The 20136-nt window shown below is 72.8% G+C and carries 17 protein-coding genes; 10 read left to right on the forward strand and 7 right to left on the reverse strand.

Annotation, left to right across the window (positions count from 1 at the left end; genetic code table 11):
- The first annotated feature begins 433 nt into the window (after positions 1-433).
- The 3 genes from ACICHK_RS33985 (at position 434) to ACICHK_RS33995 (ending at position 2659) form a co-directional block, all read left to right on the forward strand.
- On the forward strand, positions 434-1003 hold the full coding sequence (locus ACICHK_RS33985; protein WP_406839895.1) for an ArsR/SmtB family transcription factor: 570 nt from the start codon (positions 434-436) through the stop codon (positions 1001-1003).
- A gap of 131 nt (positions 1004-1134) precedes the next feature.
- Positions 1135-1533, forward strand: a complete 399-nt coding sequence (locus ACICHK_RS33990; protein ID WP_406839896.1) for a peptidase inhibitor family I36 protein — start codon at positions 1135-1137, stop codon at positions 1531-1533.
- 151 nt (positions 1534-1684) lie between these two features.
- Complete coding sequence (locus ACICHK_RS33995; protein ID WP_406839897.1) at positions 1685-2659, forward strand: hypothetical protein; 975 nt, start codon at positions 1685-1687, stop codon at positions 2657-2659.
- Between the two features lie 25 nt (positions 2660-2684).
- Here ACICHK_RS33995 and ACICHK_RS34000 read toward each other — a convergent pair whose 3' ends face one another.
- On the reverse strand, positions 2685-3770 hold the full coding sequence (locus tag ACICHK_RS34000) for a WD40/YVTN/BNR-like repeat-containing protein (protein ID WP_406839898.1): 1086 nt from the start codon (positions 3768-3770) through the stop codon (positions 2685-2687).
- A gap of 283 nt (positions 3771-4053) precedes the next feature.
- Here ACICHK_RS34000 and ACICHK_RS34005 point away from each other — a divergent pair, with 283 nt between their 5' ends.
- Positions 4054-4632: a hypothetical protein gene (locus tag ACICHK_RS34005; RefSeq protein WP_406839899.1), complete on the forward strand. Its 579-nt coding sequence runs from the start codon at positions 4054-4056 to the stop codon at positions 4630-4632.
- Between the two features lie 302 nt (positions 4633-4934).
- Here the strand turns inward: ACICHK_RS34005 and ACICHK_RS34010 are convergent, their stop codons facing one another.
- The 4 genes from ACICHK_RS34010 to ACICHK_RS34025 all read right to left on the reverse strand — a co-directional run bounded on the left by ACICHK_RS34010 (position 4935) and on the right by ACICHK_RS34025 (position 11130).
- Entirely contained in the window at positions 4935-6992 is a 2058-nt protein-coding gene (locus tag ACICHK_RS34010; protein ID WP_406839900.1) for a HEAT repeat domain-containing protein, read from the reverse strand.
- A 226-nt stretch (positions 6993-7218) separates the two neighbouring features.
- Positions 7219-9072, reverse strand: coding sequence for a phosphatidylglycerol lysyltransferase domain-containing protein (locus ACICHK_RS34015; RefSeq protein WP_406839901.1), 1854 nt, complete (start codon positions 9070-9072; stop codon positions 7219-7221).
- A gap of 186 nt (positions 9073-9258) precedes the next feature.
- On the reverse strand, positions 9259-9609 hold the full coding sequence (locus ACICHK_RS34020) for a hypothetical protein (protein WP_406839902.1): 351 nt from the start codon (positions 9607-9609) through the stop codon (positions 9259-9261).
- Positions 9610-10050: 441 nt separating this feature from the next.
- Positions 10051-11130, reverse strand: coding sequence for an NADH:flavin oxidoreductase/NADH oxidase (locus ACICHK_RS34025; protein ID WP_406839903.1), 1080 nt, complete (start codon positions 11128-11130; stop codon positions 10051-10053).
- Positions 11131-11301: 171 nt separating this feature from the next.
- Between ACICHK_RS34025 and ACICHK_RS34030 the strand changes: the two genes are divergently transcribed.
- Positions 11302-11646, forward strand: a complete 345-nt coding sequence (locus tag ACICHK_RS34030; RefSeq protein ID WP_406839904.1) for an ArsR/SmtB family transcription factor — start codon at positions 11302-11304, stop codon at positions 11644-11646.
- Between the two features lie 49 nt (positions 11647-11695).
- Here ACICHK_RS34030 and ACICHK_RS34035 read toward each other — a convergent pair whose 3' ends face one another.
- Positions 11696-13045: an FAD-dependent oxidoreductase gene (locus ACICHK_RS34035; RefSeq protein ID WP_406839905.1), complete on the reverse strand. Its 1350-nt coding sequence runs from the start codon at positions 13043-13045 to the stop codon at positions 11696-11698.
- A 214-nt stretch (positions 13046-13259) separates the two neighbouring features.
- Here ACICHK_RS34035 and ACICHK_RS34040 point away from each other — a divergent pair, with 214 nt between their 5' ends.
- Positions 13260-13730 (forward strand): DUF6214 family protein, encoded by a 471-nt coding sequence (locus ACICHK_RS34040; RefSeq protein WP_406841389.1) that lies wholly within the window; start codon positions 13260-13262, stop codon positions 13728-13730.
- A gap of 132 nt (positions 13731-13862) precedes the next feature.
- Here the strand turns inward: ACICHK_RS34040 and ACICHK_RS34045 are convergent, their stop codons facing one another.
- Positions 13863-14540 carry a TetR/AcrR family transcriptional regulator gene (locus ACICHK_RS34045; RefSeq protein WP_151473610.1) on the reverse strand — a complete coding sequence of 226 codons (678 nt, stop codon included), beginning with the start codon at positions 14538-14540 and terminating at the stop codon, positions 13863-13865.
- A 561-nt stretch (positions 14541-15101) separates the two neighbouring features.
- Here ACICHK_RS34045 and ACICHK_RS34050 point away from each other — a divergent pair.
- Genes ACICHK_RS34050 through ACICHK_RS34065 form a run of 4 tightly spaced genes read left to right on the forward strand, consistent with a single transcriptional unit; the run spans position 15102 to position 19979 of the window.
- Positions 15102-16577 carry an FAD/NAD(P)-binding protein gene (locus tag ACICHK_RS34050; RefSeq protein ID WP_406839906.1) on the forward strand — a complete coding sequence of 492 codons (1476 nt, stop codon included), beginning with the start codon at positions 15102-15104 and terminating at the stop codon, positions 16575-16577.
- On the forward strand, positions 16577-17806 hold the full coding sequence (locus ACICHK_RS34055; RefSeq protein ID WP_406839907.1) for an ATP-grasp domain-containing protein: 1230 nt from the start codon (positions 16577-16579) through the stop codon (positions 17804-17806). Before ACICHK_RS34050 ends, ACICHK_RS34055 begins: the two co-directional genes overlap by 1 nt.
- Positions 17807-17811: 5 nt before the next feature.
- Positions 17812-18750 carry a hypothetical protein gene (locus ACICHK_RS34060; protein ID WP_406839908.1) on the forward strand — a complete coding sequence of 313 codons (939 nt, stop codon included), beginning with the start codon at positions 17812-17814 and terminating at the stop codon, positions 18748-18750.
- Positions 18750-19979 (forward strand): ATP-grasp domain-containing protein, encoded by a 1230-nt coding sequence (locus tag ACICHK_RS34065; protein ID WP_406839909.1) that lies wholly within the window; start codon positions 18750-18752, stop codon positions 19977-19979. The genes ACICHK_RS34060 and ACICHK_RS34065 overlap by 1 nt, the downstream gene beginning before the upstream one ends.
- The last annotated feature ends 157 nt before the right edge of the window (positions 19980-20136 follow it).

Consider the following 20136-nt stretch of genomic DNA (forward strand, 5'->3'; position numbering starts at 1 on the left):
GGGCTCGTGGAGGTGGGGGATGCTGAGGATTCATTTCACGACCGAAGATCTCTTGAAAACCAGAGTGGCCACGTCACCGGATCCCATGTGGGAACTGGTATTGAGCGTCTTCCGATTACGCAGGCGGCTGGCCGTGGCCCGGTACGAACCGTGGTACCAGCAGGTCAGGGCCGATGCGGCCCGCAGTGATCTGCTGCAGCGCATTCGGCTCATGCTGATGCCCATGATCCCGGCCTCGGGATATTTTCCGGACTTTCTGACTCCGGAGAACCGGCGGCACGGAGGAATCGAATCGATCATCGAAGCGGTGGCCGGAAGTCCCAGGAGCGTCCTGCGCGGTCAACTCGACCTCCTCGACCGAGGCCGGGGATCCGCGTGGATCGAGCGGTTGCACGAAGCGGATCCCGCGGCCCGAGAAGACTTGCGGAACCTCTTGAGGGACTATCACCGTATCGCCATCGCCCCTCACTGGAATGCGATCCGCAACACCGTCGAGGCGGACCGGGCCATTCGCGCCCGGGCCCTTCTCGACGGCGGGGTCCACGGGCTGCTGCACAGCTACCGGCCGCTGATGCGATGGGCGCCCCCCGTCCTGCACGTCCGGTATTCCGTCGATCAGACGCTCCACCTGAAGGGGCGAGGGCTGCTCCTGGCTCCGTCGCACTTCGGCCAGGGCCCCGCGAACTCGCTCGCCGATCCGGCCCTGCCGCCCGTCCTCGTCTATCCCGCCGGGTACGACAGGGCGGCGCCGGTGACGGTCCGGGCCCTGGGCCGGCTCATGGGCGGCACCCGTGCCTCCATCCTGATCGCCACCGAGACCGCGACCACGTCCGGGGAACTCGCGCGCCGGGTGGGCGTGTCCGCCGCGACGGTGAGCCACCATCTGTCCGCACTGCGCGCGGCGGGTCTTCTGAGCACCCTGCAGCGGGGCGAACTCATCCTGCACACCCGTACCTCCACCGGATCCGCCTTGGTCAACGCGGCTCACACCGCGGGCGCTTGATGCCGGAAACGTGGCCAGGTCCCCGGCCACCTGCGGGTTTCGACCGCGATGGAAAGGGGTGTCCCTCGACCGAACGCGCTGGCGAGTATGGCTGGCAGCCCGCATCCGTACCGGAAGGGATACGACACACCGTGAAGAACATACGTCGCTCGGCAGCCGTCGCAGCCGTCCTGGCCGCCGGTGCCACCGCCCTCACCGTCAGCCCCGCGTCGGCGGCCGACACGACCTGCTCCAGCGGATACGCCTGCATCTACTACCACCCCAACTACCAGGGGGCCTTCTTCAAGCAGTTCCCCAGCATCCCCAACTACTCCGGCTACACCTTCACGGCCAGCGCCAACGGCAGCGACGGCGCGGGCCAGGGAGTCCGGAACAACGCCGCCTCGGTGGACAACTGGGACTTCAACAACGCCTTCACCGTGTACTTCCACATCAACTACACCGGAGCGAGCCAGCGCTTCGCCGCGGGCGGCGGCGGAAACTTTAACAGCACGCTGCGCAACGAGAACGCCTCCGGAAAGTTCGGCTGACCCGGCGGGACGTCCCGACCGAGGTCCGTTCACCGCAGCCTCACGCAGGGGGTGCCCCGCTCCGCACACCGGGCGGGGCATCCCCCGCGCCCCGGCCGCACTCTCGGCCGTCCTTGCGCACCCACCCACCGCAACGAGGACACACCGGTTCATGACTTCGTCTCCCGCCTCCGGCCACCCGAAAGCCGCTGTCGTCCTGGCGACGGCCGCCGTGCTGCTGGCCGGGGGCTGCTCCTCGTCCTCGCCGTCGTCCTCCGGGCCTTCCCGGCCGAAGGGCGCGGCCGTCGCCATGCCGGAGGTCTCCTCCGTGCCGCGGCTGGTCACGGCGGCCGACCGGTCGCTGCCGATCGCCCCCTACCTCCTGAGCGACAGGCAGTCGGACGAGCTGACCGCAGCCCAGGCCGAGCTGACCGAACAGTGCATGACCCGGTTCGGGCTCCGCTACACGGCTCCCGCCCCGACCCCGGTGTTCCGGCCGAGGACCCCCACCCAGTTCCGGTACGGCGTGACCGACCCGAAGGCGGCGGCGGTCGACGGATTCGCCCCGGCCGGCAGCAGGACCGCCCCGACGGCCGCCGAGCCCGCGCCGCTGTCCGCGGAGATGACCCTCGTGCTGACGGGGACGAACGACCCGCACGTCAAACCCGGCTCCACCGAGGCCGGCGGTCAGGTCCACAAGGGCCGGAGGATCCCTGTCGGCGGATGCATCGGTGAGGCGCGGGCACGACTGCTCTCCGAAGGACCGGAAGCCGGGGGCGACGCGGAGCTCTCCAACGACATCAACATCGACAGCTTCGAGTCCTCGCGGAGGCATCCCCTGGTCAGAGCCGTGTTCGCCAAGTGGTCGCGGTGCATGAAGGACCGCGGCTTCTCCTACCCCGATCCGCTCGCGGCCACCGGCGACAGCGCCTGGCGCACGAGCACCGCGTCGGCGAAGGAGAAGACGGCGGCCCGCGCCGACGCGGACTGCAAGAAGCGGAACAACGTCGTCGGCGTCTGGTACGCGGTCGACGCCGCCCTGCAGCGGCAGGCGATCGAGAGGAACAGCGCGGCTCTGGCCAAGATCAAAAAGGCGATCGGCGCCCGGACGAGGATCGCGGCCGCCGTGCTCGCGGGATCAGGATGACGAGCCGCGCCGCTCCGGACGGCCCTCAGGCCAGGACCGCCGCGCGGACGCACAGGACGTCCGGCAGGTGCGAGGCGAGCTGCCGCCAGCTGTCGCCGTCGTCAGCCGACGCGTACACCTCGCCGTTGCGGTTGCCGAAGTACACGCCCGCCGGGTCCGCGTCGTCCGTGCACATCGCGTCGCGCAGCACCGTGCCGTAGTGGTCCTCGGAGGGCAGTCCCGCCGTCAGCGGTTCCCAGGTCGTGCCCGCGTCCTCCGTGCGGAAGACACGGCAGCGCCGGTCGGCCGGGACCCGGTCCGCGTCGGCGTTGATCGGGAAGACGTAGGCCGTGCCGCCGCGGTGCGGATGCGCCGCCACCGTGAACCCGAAGGTGGACGGAAGGTCCGCGCCGATGTCGGTCCACCGCCCGGCCCCGTCGTCGCTGCGGTACACCCCCCAGTGGTTCTGGAGGTAGAGCCGGTCCGGGTTCGCCGCGTCGCGCGCGACCTTGTGCACGCACTGTCCGAACTCCGGGTTCGGATCCGGCAGGAACACCGCGGAGACACCGGAGTTGGCGGGCTCCCAGCTCGCGCCGCCGTCGGCGGTGCGGAAGACCCCGGCCGTGGACACGGCGACCGTCACCGCCCGCGGGTCGCGCTCGTCGGTGAGGACGGTGTGCAGTCCCTCACCGCCACCTCCGGGGACCCACTTCGAGCGGGTGGGGTGTTCCCACAGGGGGCGGACGAGTTCGAAGGACTCGCCCCGGTCCTCCGAGCGGTACAGCGCGGCCGGCTCCGTCCCCGCGTACACCACGTCCGGTTCGGCGGCCGCCGGGTGCAACTGCCACACCCGCTCCAGTGAGGCGCCCGTCTCCTGGGGGAACTTGACCGCCGGCCGCGCGGGTTCGGTCCACGTGCGGCCCAGGTCGTCGGAGTGGAACACGGACGGGCCCCAGTGCGCGCTGTCCCCGCCGGCCAGCAGCCGCGGGCGGTCGCCCCGGGAGTCGATCGCGACCGAGTACACGGCCTGCGCGTTGAAGTACGGACTCTCGTCGAACTCCCAGGCGCCGCCGCGCCGTCGCCCGATGAAGAGACCCTTGCGGGTACCTACCGTGAGCAGTACGTCGGCCATGGCCGGACACCTCCGCGACGTCGTTGTCTGCGCTACGGGCCAGTCTGCACCCCGGCACTGACAGTCACCTCCCGGCCCGGCGTTCTCGCAGCTCGGGCGGGCCGCGCCGACGGTCGGCGGGGTCCGGTGGCGCCGTCCGCCGGGCGTTCGCGGGGTGCGCCCCGCGGCCCCGCCTCCTCGTGGCGGACGAGCCGGTGGGCACGGGGTGTGAGCATCGCGCGAAGCGCGCGCGTAAGGGAGGGAGATGTGGTGTGTCCGTGCGGTCGTGAGGAGGATGCCCTCGATGGCGGCGTTCCGTGGTCCGAAGGTCTGGCTGTGGCGCTGGCGGCGCAACCCGCTGCGGCGGCGAAGCGACGTCATGGAGGCCTGGATCATGCTCGCGGCCTGGGTGTTCACGGTGCTCGGCGGCGTGGTCACGGGCCTGGTGACCGTCCACGCCGTGGAGAACGGTCTCGCGCGGGAGCGCGCGGAGTGGCACGCCGTCCCCGCTCAGCTGATCGAGGACGCGCCGGACGCGGACACGACCGGGCCCGCCGGGCGCATCGTGTGGACGAAGGTCCGCTGGACGGCGCCGGACGGCACCCCTCGCTCCGGCCGGGTACGGGTCTCCGCGGGCATCCCGGCGGACACCCCGGTCCTGGTGTGGACCGACCCCGACGGGCGCCTCGTCAACCGGCCCACCGGCGTCGCCGTGGCCCGGCTGCGGGCCTGTCTGATGGGCGTCTTCGCGGGCGTGGGCGTGGGGGCCGTCCCCTTCGCCGCCTGCCGTCTTCTCCGCGGTCGGCTGGAACGCCGGCGCATGGACCGGTGGGACGAGGAGTGGGACCGGATCGGACCGTTGTGGGGCCGGACGGCGAGCTGAGCGGGCAGCCCGGGCCGCCGCCCGGTGCTCCTCCCCCCCCGCCACTCCGTTCTGGCCGCACTTCCGCGTCCCGCACCTCCGCGCCTCCGAGCCCCGCGCCCCTTCACGCCCCCGCACTTCCGCGTCCCCGTACTTCCGCGCCTCGCGCACCGCACCTCCGCGCCTCCGAGCCCCGCGCCCCTTCACGCCCCGCACTTCCGCGCCTCGCGCACCGCACCTCCGCGCCTTCGCGCACCGCACCTCTGTACTTCCGCCCCCGCACCTTCGTACCCCCGCACCGCTCGGGCCCCGGGGCACCTCCGTCAAGCGGCCTCCAGCACCGTCCGGCAGTCCCGCAGGAGCAATTCGTCGTCGAGCACGTCGTGGCTGCCGTGGCCGCCGGAACGTGCCCGGTGCCGCCGGGGCGAGGCCAGTTCCGCACGGACCAGGTCGTGGACGGGCGCGCCCGCGCCGCCCATCCGGACGAGGCACGCCGTGATGGTGCCCCGCGTGTACGGGTTCTGCCGCCAGGCGTCACGGAACACCGGCAGGACGGGGCGCGGATCTCCGCCGACGTCCCACAGGGCGCAGGCACCGGCCGTCCGCTCCCACACCTCGGAGGAGTCCGCCAGACGGCGCAGTTTCGGGAGCGCGGGTGCGGCCGCCGCCCCCGCGCGGCCGAGGGCCTCGGCCGCCGCCCGGCGACCGCCCGCGTTCCGCTCCGGGGCCAGCGCCCCGAGCAGCGCCGGAAGGACCGCCTCCACGTCCCCCTCCACGGACCGGAGCGCGTCGGCCGCCGTCACGGCGTTCTCGCCCGTCAGAAGTTCTCGCAGCGCCGGTGCGGCCTCCCCGGCCCGCGCCCCGAACGCGCCCAGCGTCCTGGCCGACGCCTTCACCAGGGCGTCCCGGGACCGCAGTTCGCGTGGTGTGCCGTGCAGCAGCCGCAGCACCTCCGGCACGGCCTCGGCGTACCGCAGCGCGCCGAGGCCGTACAGCAGCGGCGCGGCGCGGTCGTAGGTGTCCGGGGAGCCGAGCGGGACCTCGGCCAGCCGTTCCCGCAGCAGCGGAGCCAGGGGCGCCGCGGCCGGGCCCAGATGCCCGATCGTGTATCCGGTCTCGTTCGGCACGACCGGGTGGCGCAGCACTTCGGCGAGGTGCGGGACCGCCCGCGCGTCCCCGCACCTGGCGAGCGCCTTCAGGGGGCGGTCCAGTGTCGCCCTGCCGTGCCCCCGGAAGTCCGTCCCCGACTCCACGAGGGCGGTGAGCCGGTCGGCCGCCGGTGCCGCCAGGGTGAACAGGAACTCCAGGACGGACACCGCAGCGCCGCGCAACCGCTCCTCGTCCGAGCCGAGTTGCTCACCGATCAGCGCGACCGGCTCCTCGTACGCCGCCCGCCACTCACGGAACAACCCCGCCGACATCCAGACCGCGTTGCACCGGTCGGCCGTGTTCCGGCTGCTCAACTGGCCCTTGAGCAGGGCGATCCGGTCCGCGGTGCGGGCACCCAGCGCCTGGTGGAGCGTCCGCAGCAGCTGCGCGCCCTCTTCGTCCGCGGGGCGCATGCGGCGCAGACTGCCGATGAGGGTGTCGGAGGACGTCCGGACGGGCTCGTTGGGCGGCTGGATCCGCTGTGACCTGGTGTGGAGCAGGGCGACGACCGTGGGCACGAGGTCGGCGGGAAGCCGGTGGGGGGCGCACGAGGCGAGCTGCCCGAGCGCCGCGAGCCGCAGCCCGGGGTCGTGCGGGGCGCCGCACAGCGACACCAGACAGTCCACCGCGGGAGCCGCGGAGCCGGGGTGCAGCCGGGCGAGGAGCCCGAGCCCCTCGACCAGTGCCGGCCGGACGCCGTCCTCCGGCTCGTCCCGCAGCCGCTCCCTCAACAGGGCCAGGACGCGCGGCGGTTCGCCGTGGAAGCGGACGAGCGCCGACGGCGCGGCGCGGCGCACCTCGGGGTCCCCGTCCGTGACGAGGTCCAGGAAGACCGCGGCACCCGCCCGGACCGCCGCGTGCGCCATCGCGTGGTTGTCGTCCTCGTTGTCGTCCTCGAAGTCCTCGTCCTGGCCGTCTCCGGCCCCTTCCTCGTCGTCCCCGGAGGTGTCCCCGTCGTCCGATCCCCCGATGCTGGCGAGCAGTTCCACGATTCCGCCCCGGTCGGGGAGCCCCGCGTGTCCGGCGAGCGCGAAGAGGAAGGGGATGGACGCGAGCGTCGAGTCGTACACGTCACCCTGGTGGTGCACGGCTCCGTACATCCCGTCGAGCGCGGTCTCCCGCTCCTGGGGGAGCGGTGAGGCGAGCCCCCGCAGCAGCTCCGGCACGTCCGCGGCGCTTCCGTAGGCATGCTCCATCGAGGCCCAGTCGACGTCGTCGATCCCCCTGAACACGGTGTCCTCCCCATGCGTACGGCCATTGATCGCGAGTGTGCACCACGGCACTGACAGTGACGCCCGGGAACCGTCCCGTCGACGGCGCCGGTCCGGCCAACCGCCGGGCGGACGGCCGTTTTCCGACGGTCGGCCGGAGCGAGGACGCCGACGGCACGGCACGACCGGGGGAGGAGAGGGCCCCGTGCCGGGCGTTGCGACGGGGCGAACGTTGCCTGTCGCGGCACTAGGGCGTGGGACGGCCGGACCGGGCCGCGGGTGCCGCCGGGGGCGGTGCGGGGAGCCGCCGGTCCGGGTGCGCCGGGCGCCGGGCGGCGAACCGGGGCAGGGTCGGCGGGGCCAGGAAACCCTCCGCGCGGGCCGCGGCGATGCCGATGCGGGGAAGGTCGGCGCTCTTCTCGAAGAGGAGGTAGCGGGGCTCCCAGACCGGCCGGTACTTGGCGTTGGCCCGGTAGAGGGATTCGAGCTGCCACCAGCGCGAGAGGAACGTCAGCACCGAACACCACAGCCGCAGCACGGGTCCCGCGCCCAGCCGGGTGCCGCGCTCGAAGACGGACCGGAACATCGCGAAGTTCAGGGAGACCCGCTCGACGCCGAACTCCTCGGCGCGCAGCAGTAGTTCGATCACCATGAACTCCATGAGCCCGTTGTCGGAGTTCCGGTCACGGCGCATCAGGTCCAGTGAGAGCCCCCGCTCGCCCCACGGCACGAAACTCAGCACGGCCCGGGGTTCCCCGTCGCTGTCGTGGCACTCCAGCATCACGCACCGCCCGTCGGCGGGGTCTCCCAGCCGGCCGAGCGCCATGGAGAAACCGCGTTCGGTCGCACCGTCGCGCCACTGGTCCGCCTTGTCGGTCAGGGCGCCCATCTCGGCCTCGGGGATGTCCTCGTGCCGCCGTACGCGGACCGTGTAACCGGCGCGCCGGACGCGCTTGTGCGCCTGCCGGACGCCCCGCATGGCGCGCCCCTCCAGGGTGAAGTCGGACCGGTCCACGATCGCTTCGTCGCCGAGCTCCAGGGCGTCCAGGCCGTGCCGGGCGTAGACGGTCCCGGCCTCCTCGCCGGCGCCCATCACCGCGGGCGTCCACGCGTGCCGCCGCGCCTCCCGCAGCCACGCCTCGATCGCGCCGGGCCAGGCCTCCGGGTCGCCGATGGGGTCGCCGGACGCGAGGGTCACGCCGCCGCGGACGCCGTAGGCGATCGCCGCCTTGCCGCTCGGGGACCAGATGACCGCCTTGTCGCGGCGCAGCGCGAAGTAGCCGAGCGAGTCGCGTTCCCCGTGCCGGGCCAGCAGGGCCCGCAGCCGGGCCTCGTCCTCCTCGCCGAGGAGTTCGAGACCGCGCGGTGAACGGAAGCACGCGTACAGCACCAGCAGGAAGGTGGCGGCCATCAGGACGTTGACGAGGATGTCGACCCACCGGGGGGCGACGACCGTGTCGAACCGGTCGGCGAGCGGGCCGACGCTGATCCCGCGCAGCAGGGTGTACGCGATCCGGTCGCCCAGCGGTGTTCCCGGCACGCGGTTGGTGGCGCTGACGAGCAGGGTGCCGAGGGTGGCGCTGACGAGCAGGCCGCCCGCGCCGACGGCCAGCGCGAGACGCGGATTGGAGCGGTCCCCGACGGCGTGGAACTCCTTGCGCCCCAGCAGGAGGGCGACGACGAAGAGGGCGGTGAGCAGGGCCGAGATCCAGTTGAAGACGTGCCGTTGGTAGCGGTCCTGGGTCAACGCCACGGTGTAGAGCGCGAGGAGCGGCCCCGCGAGCAACAGGTTGAAGATCCACGCGGCCCGTTTGCGGCGCCGCATCACGAGCGCGAGGAACAGGGCCAGCGCCGCCGAGATCAGCCCGGCGGTGGCCAGGTAGGGGGTGAAGAACTCGCCTCCGTTGTGCTCGTGCACCTCTTCGCGGAACGGCAGCGAGATCACGGCGACGATGTTGAGGACGGCGAGCAGCCGCAGGTACCAGACCGTGGACGCGGCGGCCCGTGGCCGGATCCCGCCGTCCGCTCGTCCGGACCGGGTCCCGCGGCGCGGGTTCGCGTTCCGCTGTTCCGGGATGAGCACTGACTGTTGTGCGGACACCGTGGAGCATCACCTTGGGGGAGGCCGGGAGAACCGGTGGGGACAGAGGCCGGAACACTACATCCTGTAGGGAAGAGTGGGGGCATGGCCAGGCAGGAGCGGCGTGAGGAGGTAAGGAGCTGTTGAGAATGCGGACGCCGGTCCGGTCGCATCTGTCCGGCGGACGGGGCACCCGTCCCGGATTCCTCAGTGGCGGGGCGATGCCTCCCGGTCGCGGACCGGGCTCCCGGCGCGTCCGCCCGGACGCGGCTTGCCCCCGCCGCGGAGCGGACGGTCGCGCGTGGTCGCCCACCACAGGAGGTCGCCGAGCGCCGCGCCCGCCGAGACCAGGGCCGCGATCACCCCGGCCATGGTCAGTCCGTCGCCGAGGTGCGGGCGTCCGTGCAGGGCGTGCAGGTCGAACCCGCACAGGTGGTACACGCCCAGCGCGGCGATCCCGAGACTCGGTACGAGCAGGGCCAGCACGGACGCCGGTCCGCGTGCCGCGCGCTCGGCGTCACGTTCCTTCACGGGTTCCCTCTGGTGTACGACGCTCACCGCCGGGACCCTACAGTACGTAGGGTCGTCGTGTCCCGGCCGTGTTTCCACCGCGTTCCGGCGGCTACCCCGTGCGACGGCCGCCATGCGGGACCGGGGCGTCCGGGCCGCGTGATCCGGATCACGGGTGCGCCGTCCGACCGGCGCCCGTCCGGTTTCCGCACTCCTCCATGACGTCCGGTGCCCCGGTGACCCAATGGCTCGGTGACTCGGTGGGCGCCGGCCGGTGCGGGAGCGGGCGCGGCCGGTGCGGGACGGTGCCCGGCCGGCCGCGGGCGCGGGTTCCTGTTCGTCGTGTCGGCCGCGGTGCTCGCCCGGAGCGCGCTCTACGGCCACGGCGCTTTCTCGGTAGCGCGGTCCCTCACGCGCGCGCCGGGTGGTGGACGGACACGTCCACCACCCGGCGCGCGACCCCGCCGCGTCGTCTCCGCGGTGCGATGCCTACACGGACCGGTGGTACTGCTCGGGGACGCGGACCTCGGCCCCGAGTTCGCGGGCCGCGAGCCGGGCGAAGGACGGGTTGCGCAGCAGCTCCCTTCCCAGCAGCACCGCGTCGGCCTCCCCGTTGGCGACGATCTTCTCGGCCTGCTCCGCGTCGGTGATGAGGCCGACGGCGGCGACGGCCAGGGAGGTCTCCCTCTTCACCCGTGCGGCGAACGGGACTTGGTAGCCGGGGCCGACGGGAATGCGGACGCCGGAGGCGTTTCCGCCCGTGGAGACGTCGAGCAGGTCCACGCCGTGCCCGTGCAGTTCCGCGGCGAAGCGGACGGTGTCGTCCACGCTCCAGCCCGCGTCCTCCAGCCAGTCGGTGGCGGAGATGCGGAAGAAGAGCGGCTTGTCCTCGGGCCAGACCTCCCGTACGGCGTCGACGACTTCGAGGGCGAACCGGGTGCGGTTCTCGTAGGAGCCGCCGTACGTGTCGGTGCGGTGGTTGGAGTGGGGGGAGAGGAACTCGTTGATGAGGTAGCCGTGGGCGCCGTGGATCTCGACGATCTCGAAGCCGGCGGCCAGAGCGCGCCGGGCGGCGTCCCTGAACTGGCCCACGATCTCCCGGATCCCGTCCACCGTCAGCTCGTCGGGGACCGGGTGGCTCTCGTCGAACGCGACCGCGCTCGGGGCGAGCGCCCGCCAGCCGTGCGCGTCCGGGCCGACGGGGGCGCCGCCCTTCCAGGGGCGGTCGGTCGAGGACTTGCGCCCGCCGTGACCGAGCTGCACCGCCGGCACCGTGCCCTGCGCGGTCAGGAAGCGCGTGATGCGACGGAAGGCCTCGACCTGCGTGTCGTTCCAGATGCCCAGGTCGTACGGGGAGATCCGGCCCTCGGGCGAGACGGCGGTCGCCTCGACGATGACCAGTCCCGTCCCTCCGGTGGCGCGGGCCGCGTAGTGCGCGAAGTGCCAGTCGTGCGGGGCGCCCGCCGAGGGGCCGTCGGGCGCGGCCGAGTACTGGCACATCGGGGGCATCCACACCCGGTTGGGGACGGTGACGTCGCGCAGGACACAGGGCTCGAAGAGGGCGCTCACGGCCGACTCCATTCATGGCGGGACCGGTGTATTCCTCGTACGATAGACCTCGTAGTACGGCGAATGTCAAACTACGATGGCTCTCGTACAATGACGGCGTCGGGTGAATCCGCCGACGACGCCGAAGGTGAGGGGACGAGGGCCGAGGTCCCCGGACGAAGTGGAGCCGCCGTGACACCCCCCGCCGCCCATGGCCGTGACCTGCCGCACCCCGCGCGGGAGGAGATCCGCCTGGAGTCGGTGCTGCACGCCCTGTCGGACCCGATGCGGCTCCGGATCGTCCGCGAACTCGCCGCCGAGGGCCGTGAACTCTCCTGCTCGGACTTCGTCCTGCCGGTCACCAAGTCCACGACGACGCACCACTTCCGGGTGCTCCGTGAGAGCGGGGTCGTCCGCCAGGTCTACCGCGGCACCGCGAAGCTGAACGGCCTGCGCGCGGACGACCTCGACGCGCTCTTCCCCGGACTCCTCGGCCGCGTCCTGGAGGCCGCCGACCGGCAGGCCGGACGCGTCTGACGCCGTGACGGACCGGGTCGCTGCCGGCGGCGCCGCCGGGCGTCCGCGGTCAGGACCTCGCCGTCCGTGCCGCCGCCCGCAGCGCGTCCCAGCCGGGCAGCTTGACCACGTCACGGCCCAGCCTGGCCCCCAGCTCCGCCTCGGCCCGCTCGATCGCCTGCCACCCGGCCCACTCCACCGGCCACACCCCCTCGGCCCGCAGCGCCGCGAGCGGGTCGTCGGCGGCTCCTCGCCGCAGGAGCGCGGGAGCGTCCTCCAGGAGGGAGGCCACCGTCTCCTTCGCGCACGGGCGATTGGTCCCGATGACCCCGGTGGGGCCCCGCTTGATCCAGCCCGCCACGTACTCGCCCGGCGCGACCACGCCGTCCCGCAGCACCCGGCCCGCCCGCTGCGGCACCGTGCCGCGCCCGGGATCGAACGGCATTCCGTCCAGGGGCACCCCGCGATAGCCCACCGAGCGCAGCACCAACTGGGCCTCGATCTCCTCGAACCGGCCGGTTCCCCTCACCCCGCCCGCCCCGTCCGGCGCCGTCCGCTCGAAACGCACCGCGCCCACCCGGCCGCCGTCGGCGAGGAGTTCGACGGGCCGCAGGAAGAAGCGCGGGCGGACGGTACGCGGGCGGACCGGCGGCGCGGCCGACGCCCAGCCCCTGAGGACCTCCACGTTGCGGCGCTGTGCGGCCGGCAGCCCCGACGGATCGAGGTAGTCCGGGTCGAGCGCCAGCTCCGCCTCGTCCACGCTGATGCCGGCCTCCGGCAGGCCGCCCAGTTCGCGCAGCTCCTTGGTGGTGAAGCGGGCCTGTGAGGGTCCGCGCCGCCCGACCATGCTGATCTCGGTGATCTCGCTGGCGGCCAGCGCGCCGAGTGCCGCCTGCGGTATGTCGGTGGGGCTCAGCTCGGGCGCGGTGCGGGCCAGGATCCGGGTCACGTCGACGGCGACGTTCCCGACGCCGATGACGACGGCCGAGTGGACGCCGGCCACGAATCCGGCGGCCACGGAGTCGGGGTGCGCGCTGTACCAGGACACGAACTCGGTCGCCGACCAGCTGCCGGGCAGGTCCTCGCCGGGCACGCCGAGGCGCCGGTCGGCGGCGGCGCCGACGCAGTACACGACCGCGTGGTACAGCTCCCGCAGCCGGGTCGCGGGCACTCCGCCGGGTCCCACCTCGACGCCGCCGAGGAAGCGCACCCGCTCGTCCTCCAGCACGGCGCGCAGGTTGTTCTGGAGCGACTTGATCTTCTCGTGGTCGGGCGCCACGCCGTAGCGCACCAGGCCGTACGGGCAGGGCAGCCGGTCCAGGACGTCGACGCGGACGTCGGGAGGCCCGCTCCGCTGGACGAGCCCCTGAGCGCTGTAGACCCCACTGGGTCCCGAACCCACGACGGCGACACGCAGCACGGCGGAACTCCTTACCCGGGGGATCAGGGAGATCGCTGACAGGACATCGCTGGTGCTCCCAGGATCGCACCACCGGGTGCTCCGCTGACAGGGTGCGGTGCGTACCGGTCGCGCGCGTGTCCATGCGTGTGGAATGTGATGACGCGGCTACGTTCCGTGCGTGCTGGATGCATCGTTTCTCAATCTGTCCGACCGCTGCCGCACGGACGGCGACGTGTCCGTGTGGCCCGCCTGGGAGGTGCGGGAGTCCGGGACGGGCGTCACGTCCTGGTACAACGTCCGGCTGGCCTTCACCGACGGTGCCCGGGTCGACCTGCTCGCCGTGCTGTCGGAGGCGGCCCTGTCGATCGAGGACGTACGGGCCGATCCGCCCCTCTCGCTGGACGATCTCGCGGTGGTCGCCGAGTGGATCGAGGAACCGCTGTCCGAGGTGTGCGGCAGCCGCCTCGGTCCCGGCCGCGATCAGGACCGGGAGGGCCAGGCGCGGCGCGCCCGTCCCGCCTGGCCGCGCGGTGCCGAGGGCCGTCAGCTGGTCGCGGAGGAGTACCGGGCCGCGCAGAAGGAGGGCCTGGACCCGGTGCTCGCCGTCATGGACGCCACCGGCCACAGCCGCCGCAAGTCCCTGAGGCTGATCGCGGGGGCCCGTGACGCCGGGTTCCTGACACCTCGTCATGCCCGCCGCTGACCGCGGCCGGACGCGTGCTCGCGGTCTTCGCGCGAACCCGGCCTCCGGACCCGGAGGCACCGGATCCGGAGGCACCGGATCCGGAGGCACCGGATCCGGAGGCACCGGGCCCGACGTCCTCGCGCGGCGCGACTACTCGGGCCGGCCGTCCTCCGGCTCCGGACCGGTCGCGAAGAAGCGGGACAGATCCGTCTCGCGGGGGCCGTTCCGCGTCCCGGTGTCCGGCGGCACCCCCATCTCCCAGTCCAGCCGGTAGCGCTTGAACAGCTCGGCCCGCAGCACCGGGACCTTCATCGGCACGCCCGGCACCAGTGCCGAGTAGACCGCGCCCATGAGCAGGGCGCGCAGCATCGGGTAATCGGCCGCGACCTGCTGCGATCCGTACCGTGCGACGGTGTCCCCGAGCAGCTCCGAGAGCCGCACCTGTTCGGGGCACTGGACGAACCCCTCGGCCTGGAGCAGCCCGGCCATGTGCTGCCGCATCAGCACCGGCTGGTCCTGGGTGAGGCCCAGGATCGCGTCGATGGCCCGCGCCATCCGCTCCCGGCCGTCCTCGCTGCGCGGCTCGCGTTCGAGGGCCTCCTCCAGCGTGCGGTGCATCAGCCGGTGCACCGCCGACTGCAGGAGCTGGCGTTTGCCGGGGAAGTAGTACGAGACGAGTCCGCGCGCCGATCCCGCGCGATCCGCGATGTCCCCGAGTGTCGTGGCGTCGTACCCGTGCTCGCTCACGAGCTCCACCGCCGCCTGCAGCAGCCGCTCCCGGGAACGCCGCCGCAACTCTTCATTGACCGAGGCGCTTCGCGGGGACATGCTGTAACTCCTGCGTTGACTGGCTGCCAGCCAACTATACTCAACGCGACGGGATCCAGGCCCTCCACGGGTCGGTTCCGGGCTGCCGCCGACCTGGGGCGACGCGGGGGATCGCCTCAGGTCGGACGGGCGGCGGCGGGCGCGCCGGGAGTGCCGTCCGATCGGCGACCGTCCCCCGGGCCCCACGAACCGTCGGCCCGCGCCACGCGCACCTCGCCCCCCGGGGCGTGCATTTGACGCGTCGTGAGACAGGCGCGTCGCCAACGGGCAGGGCCGACCGGTCAGTCGCCGACCGGATGACGCGGGTCGTGCGCGCAGGAGCCGGACTCCCCGGCCCCGTTCCCGGTGCCCGGGTTCGAGCCGTGGCGCATCCATGACCGGGCAGGCCGCCCGTGTGCGGGCCCATCTCGTGTCCCCCGTCCTCTGCGTCCCCCGCCCACAGGTCGGGAGGACGTGCCGAGGACGTGTCAAGGACGCCTCTGTCTAGGTTGACCGAGTCCTCGATCCGGTGGCTCGTGGGCATGCCGACCCAGATGGAACCGTTGAGGGAGTTGCAGCACCGTGGGCAAGCAGGTGATCATCATCGGTGGGGGCGGCACTGGCGTAAGCCTCTTCTCCAGGCTGTCCCGCGTCCCCGGTATCTCGTCGATCTCCATCGTCGACCCGAACCCGATCGGGCTGGGTACCGCCTTCGGCACCACGGAACCCTTTCTGCTGTGCAACACCTCCGTGGACGTCACCTCCATGGACCCGGACGGCGAATCGGACCTTCTCCGTTACCTCGCCGCGCGCGGTTGGCCCGTGCACCGCGACGATTTCGTCCCCCGCTACCTCGTGGGCCAGTACTGCCGTGAACGCTTCCTCGAACACCGTCGCGAGGCCGAGCAGGCCGGCGTCCGGGTGCGGCACCACACCTCCAAGGCGCGGACCGTCACCCCGGTCGGCGCCGACGGCTATGCGGTCGAGCTCGCCGACGGCCGACGGCTGACCGGCACGGACGTCCTGCTGTGCCAGGGACTGGACCGGCCGGTCGTTCCCGACGTGGTGCGCGAGCACCTCGGCAACCCCGCGCTGTCCGCCTCCGTCTACCCGGTCGATGAACTGCGCCGACTGCCCGAGAACTCCAGGGTGCTCGTCATAGGGAGCAAACTGGCCGCCGTCGACGCCGCCCTGATACTCGGTCGCGCCCGGCACCGGGTCACGATGGCCTCGCGCTCCGGGACCCTGCCCGCCGTACGCACCCGGCTGCGACGGTCCGAGAGACCCCGGCTGGACGCTTCCGCCTGGAACGGGCTGTCCCCGGACTCGCCCTCCCTCGACCGGGACGTGACACGCCTGCTGCTCGCCGCCGTGGCCCGGACGGGGAACGGCACCGCCCTGCGCAGGCAGACCAGCACGGCGGAGCGGCTCACCGAACGGCTGGCGGAGGAACTGGAGATGGCCAGGACCGGCCGGGCGCACTGGCAGGACGCCATCGCCGAGATCATCCAGGCGGTCAACCACGTCTCCGCCAACTGGCGGTACGCCGCCCGCGCCGCTGTCCTGAACCGGTACCGGTCCTTGGTCGCCCGCTACATCTCCGCCATCCCGGTGCGCAACGCCGCGTTGCTTCTGGGACATCTCAGCGCCGGAACCCTGTCCGTCGTTCCCCGGATCCCGCAGAGCGTCACCCCGGCCCCCGACGGCGGCAGGGGATGGCAGGTCACGTGGGCGGGAGCGCCGGACGAGCACTTCGACCACATCGTCTGCGCCACCGGCTACCACAAACCCGTGCTCGACCGCCTCCCGGACGGCACCCTCCGTCTCGATCCGACGGCCGCGAAGGACGCCGTCGCCCCCTACGTCGCCGGCGACCTGCGGGTCTGCGATCCGCTGACCGGTGAGCCCGAGCGGATCTGGGTGCTCGGCGGCGCCTCGCACCGGCGTACGGCCATCGTCAACTACCTGAACACGGCCGCTCAGCAGAGCAAGGCCGTCGCGGACCGGTTCGCCGCCGAGGAACCCGAGCCCACGTCACTCGCAGGAAGGCCCGTCTGATGTTCATCCTTGTCGACCCCGTCTCCACCGGAGCGGCTCTCGCCGCGGCGTTCACCGAGGAGGGGGCCGAGTGCCTGCACCTCTACGACGCCTCCCTGCGCGACGCCTACGACGCCGACGACTCGCCCCGCACCCTGCTCCACGAGGACCTCACGAAGACCCTCGAACTCCTGGAGGAACTACCGGTGACCGCGGTCATCGCCGCCAGCGAGTACGGCGTCCTCCTCGCCGACGAGCTCGCCGTCGCCCTCGGGCTGCCCCACCACCGGCCCGAACTCGCCGCGGCCCGGCGGGACAAGGAGCTGATGGTGCGCGCCCTCGACCGGGCCGGCGTGCCGACGGCACGCACGGCATCGGTCCGTACCGAGGACGAACTGAGCCGACTGCTCTCCGGCTGGGACACCTATCCGGTCATGGTCAAGCCGCGCAACAGCGCCGGCAGTGACGGCTGCGTCATCTCCCCGGACCGGGACACCGCGCTCCAGGCGTTCCGTGACATCGTCCACCGGCGCAACCTCATGGGCGAGGTCAACGAGGACGTGCTCGTCCAGGAGTTCCTGACCGGCACCCAGTACATCGTGAACACGGTCGGCCTCGCGGGCCGGCACCTGGTCAGCGACGTGTACGCCGAACGGATCGACCACGTCGACGGAGCGCCCGTGCTCCGTCACATCATTTCCCGCCCGCTGCTGGAACCCGCCGAGGCGGGGCTCGTCGACTACGTGCTGGAATGCCTCGACGCACTCGGCATCCGTGAGGGCGCGGCCCACACCGAGGTGATGCTGACCCCCGCCGGACCCCGCCTGGTGGAGGTCAACTCGCGTGTCATGGGACCCTCGCTGGCCCCCGACGCCTACCACGCCGCCTTCGGATACAGCCACCAACACCTGGTGACGGAACGGTTCCTGCGGCCCGACGAGTTCGTCCGCCGCTTCGAACTTCCCTACACCGCGGCCCGGACCATCGCCAAGGTCTTCCTGCGGCCGCATCGTCCGGGAGTCCTGCGCTCGATCGAGGGGGCTCGCATACTGCGCCGGATGCCCGGTTTCCACAGCATCGACCGGCTGCCCGCCGTGGGCGAGCCCCTGAAGGACCGTTACCTGACCACCGGCGCGTGCGGCATCGCCTACCTGGTGCACGAGGACGAGGAACTGCTGCTGAACTCCCTCGCCGTCCTCCACTCGCTGGAGGACGCCGGCGGCTTCTACCAGCTCGACGACCAGGACTGATGTCCGTGCCGATCGTACTCACCCTCGCTTCCGTCCTCCTCCAGGCCGGGGCCGAGGGCTTCCTCTCCGGACGGCTCGACGTGACGGCGAGTCTGCGCCTGTCCTTGCTGGCCTTCCTGGCGACCACCGCGGTGTTCACCGCCGTCACCTGGCTCAGGCGGCGTTCCCGCCCCGGACCGCCGGCCACCGCCGCGCAGCGCGCGCGGATACGGGGCCTGCTGTGGCGGATGAACATCGCCAGCACGGTGACGTTCCTCGGCTTCTACCTGGCCCTGGCCTGGGTACCGGCCGCGCTGGGCGCCAGCCTGGTCGCGGGGGTCGGGCCGCTCGCGGTCCTGCTGATGGGGACCCGCGCCGGTACGAAGCCCAGCGGCCCGGTCGCCTGGGCGCGCGCCGTCCTCCTGCTGGCGGTGTCCCTGGCCACCGCGGCCTGCATCCAGCCCGGCCTCCTGCTGGGAGCCGGCCCCATGGTCTACGCCGGCGCGGTGCTGGCCGTGCTCGCGGGGTTCGGCGCGGCCTCCCTGGCCGTCGTGTCACGCCGTCTGGGCGCCCTCGGCGTCGACCCCACCCGGGTGATGGCCCACCGCTTCCACCTGACCTACGTACTCGCCACCGTCCTCCTCGTGCTGCGGGGCGGGGGCGGCACGTCGGAGCTGTCCGTGGGCACCACCGTGATCACCGCCCTGGTCGGTGTGGTGGTCCCGTTGTACCTGCTGCAGATCAGCGTTCAACGCTGTCCGCCGCTCGTGACCATGGTCCTGCTCACGGCCCTGCCAGGGCTGACCTATATGGCGCAGGTGGTGTTCGGAGATGCCTTCCGGCCGCCCGCCGCCGCGATGGTGGTGGTCCTGGTGGCCCTGACCGTGGTCTTCGCCCTGCTGGAGGCAAGACCCCCGCGCAGCGTCCCGTCCCAAGTCCCCGTCCGCAGTCCGAGGAGAGTCTGATGACCACCGTTCTCGTCATCGGTGGAGCCGCACCGAGAGAATCCGGATTCGTCCGGGACATCTGTGAAAGGGCGATGGACCAGTTCCTGGCCCGCGGAGCCACGGTGATACTCACCGACACCAAGAAGAACCTGGCCGCCGCGCCGGAACTCGTCGCCAGGGCGGCGGACTCCTACGAACTGGATTTCGCCGACGCCGACGCCTGCCGCGACTGGGTGACGGAGTTCGCCCGGCACACCCCGGTGGACGCCGTGGTCGGATTCCGCGAGTACGCCGCCGTCAGCGTGGCCGAGGCGGCGGCCGCGCTCGGACTGCCGGGTAACCCGCCCGAAGCCATACGCCGGGTCCGCACCAAGGACGAGTGCCGTGAGTTCCTGCGCCGGCACGGCCTGCGGCAGCCTGAGCTGGCGCTGTGCGCCAGTGAGGACGAGGCGGTGGCGTTCCTCGCGACCCACGGCCCCGACGTGGTGGTCAAGCCCCGGCGCGGTTCCAGCAGCGAAGGCGTACGGCAGGTCTCCGATCCGGCGGCGATGGCCGCCGCGTTCCGTGACGCCGTCGACGCGGAGGGACTGGTACTGGTCGAGGAGTTCGTCCACGGCGCCGAGTACAGCGTCGAGGGCGTCTTCGAGGCGGGTGCCCCCCACGTGCTGGCGGTGACGCGCAAGCACCTCGCGCCCGGTGGATTCGTCGAGATCGGTCATGCCATGCCCGCGCCCCTGCCCGACGCGGTGGAGGCGGAGGTCCGGGACACCGTGATACGGGCCCTGGGCGTACTCGGCCTGAGGCGGGGGCACTTCCACGTCGAGTGCTGGGTCACCGACTCCGGGGTGGTGCTGGGTGAGGTGCACGGCCGGCAAGCAGGCGACTGGCTCCACGCGATGCTGGAGTGGATCCATCCAGGACTGGAGCTCTACGGTCGCTGGCTCGACGACCTGCTGGGCGTCCCGGCCGCCACGCCCCTGCCGCTCCGTCCCTCCCGTGGCGCGGCGGTCCGCTTCCTCACCCCGCCCGTCGGCGTGGTGAGGACGGTGCACGGCTGGGCCGAGCTGAGTGCCCATCCGTCGCTCCTGGCCGCGTCGTGCGTACTGTCCCCGGGCTCGGCCGTCCGGCCGGTCTCCTCCAACCTCGACCGGCACGGAGCGGTCGTGGTCGGTACGGAGGACACCGCCTCGGCCGAATCACTCGCCGCGCGGCTCCTGGCCGGTCTGCGCATCACCGTGGCCGACTGACCACAGGGCCGCGAGGACGGTTCGGGGACGGCGCCGACCGCCTTCCGCCCGTGATCCACCCCGTCCTGCCGTGGACGCCCCCGCCCCTCCCGGTCCCCGGGCGGCCGACCGACGGACGGGTGGCCGGGCATGTCCCACAGCGCGGACATCGCCTCGG

The sequence above is a fragment of the Streptomyces sp. AHU1 genome, from assembly GCF_045343905.1.
GTDB classification, from domain to species: Bacteria; Actinomycetota; Actinomycetes; order Streptomycetales; family Streptomycetaceae; genus Streptomyces; species Streptomyces triticiradicis.

Bases quoted from the DNA above. Each gene is read 5' to 3' on its own strand.
- ACICHK_RS33995 (WP_406839897.1), top strand. From the start codon at position 1,685: ATGACTTCGTCTCCCGCCTCCGGCCACCCGAAAGCCGCTGTCGTCCTG.
- ACICHK_RS34000 (WP_406839898.1), bottom strand. From the start codon at position 3,770: ATGGCCGACGTACTGCTCACGGTAGGTACCCGCAAGGGTCTCTTCATC.
- ACICHK_RS34005 (WP_406839899.1), top strand. From the start codon at position 4,054: ATGGCGGCGTTCCGTGGTCCGAAGGTCTGGCTGTGGCGCTGGCGGCGC.
- ACICHK_RS34045 (WP_151473610.1), bottom strand. From the start codon at position 14,540: ATGTCCCCGCGAAGCGCCTCGGTCAATGAAGAGTTGCGGCGGCGTTCC.
- ACICHK_RS34055 (WP_406839907.1), top strand. From the start codon at position 16,577: ATGTTCATCCTTGTCGACCCCGTCTCCACCGGAGCGGCTCTCGCCGCG.
- ACICHK_RS34065 (WP_406839909.1), top strand. From the start codon at position 18,750: ATGACCACCGTTCTCGTCATCGGTGGAGCCGCACCGAGAGAATCCGGA.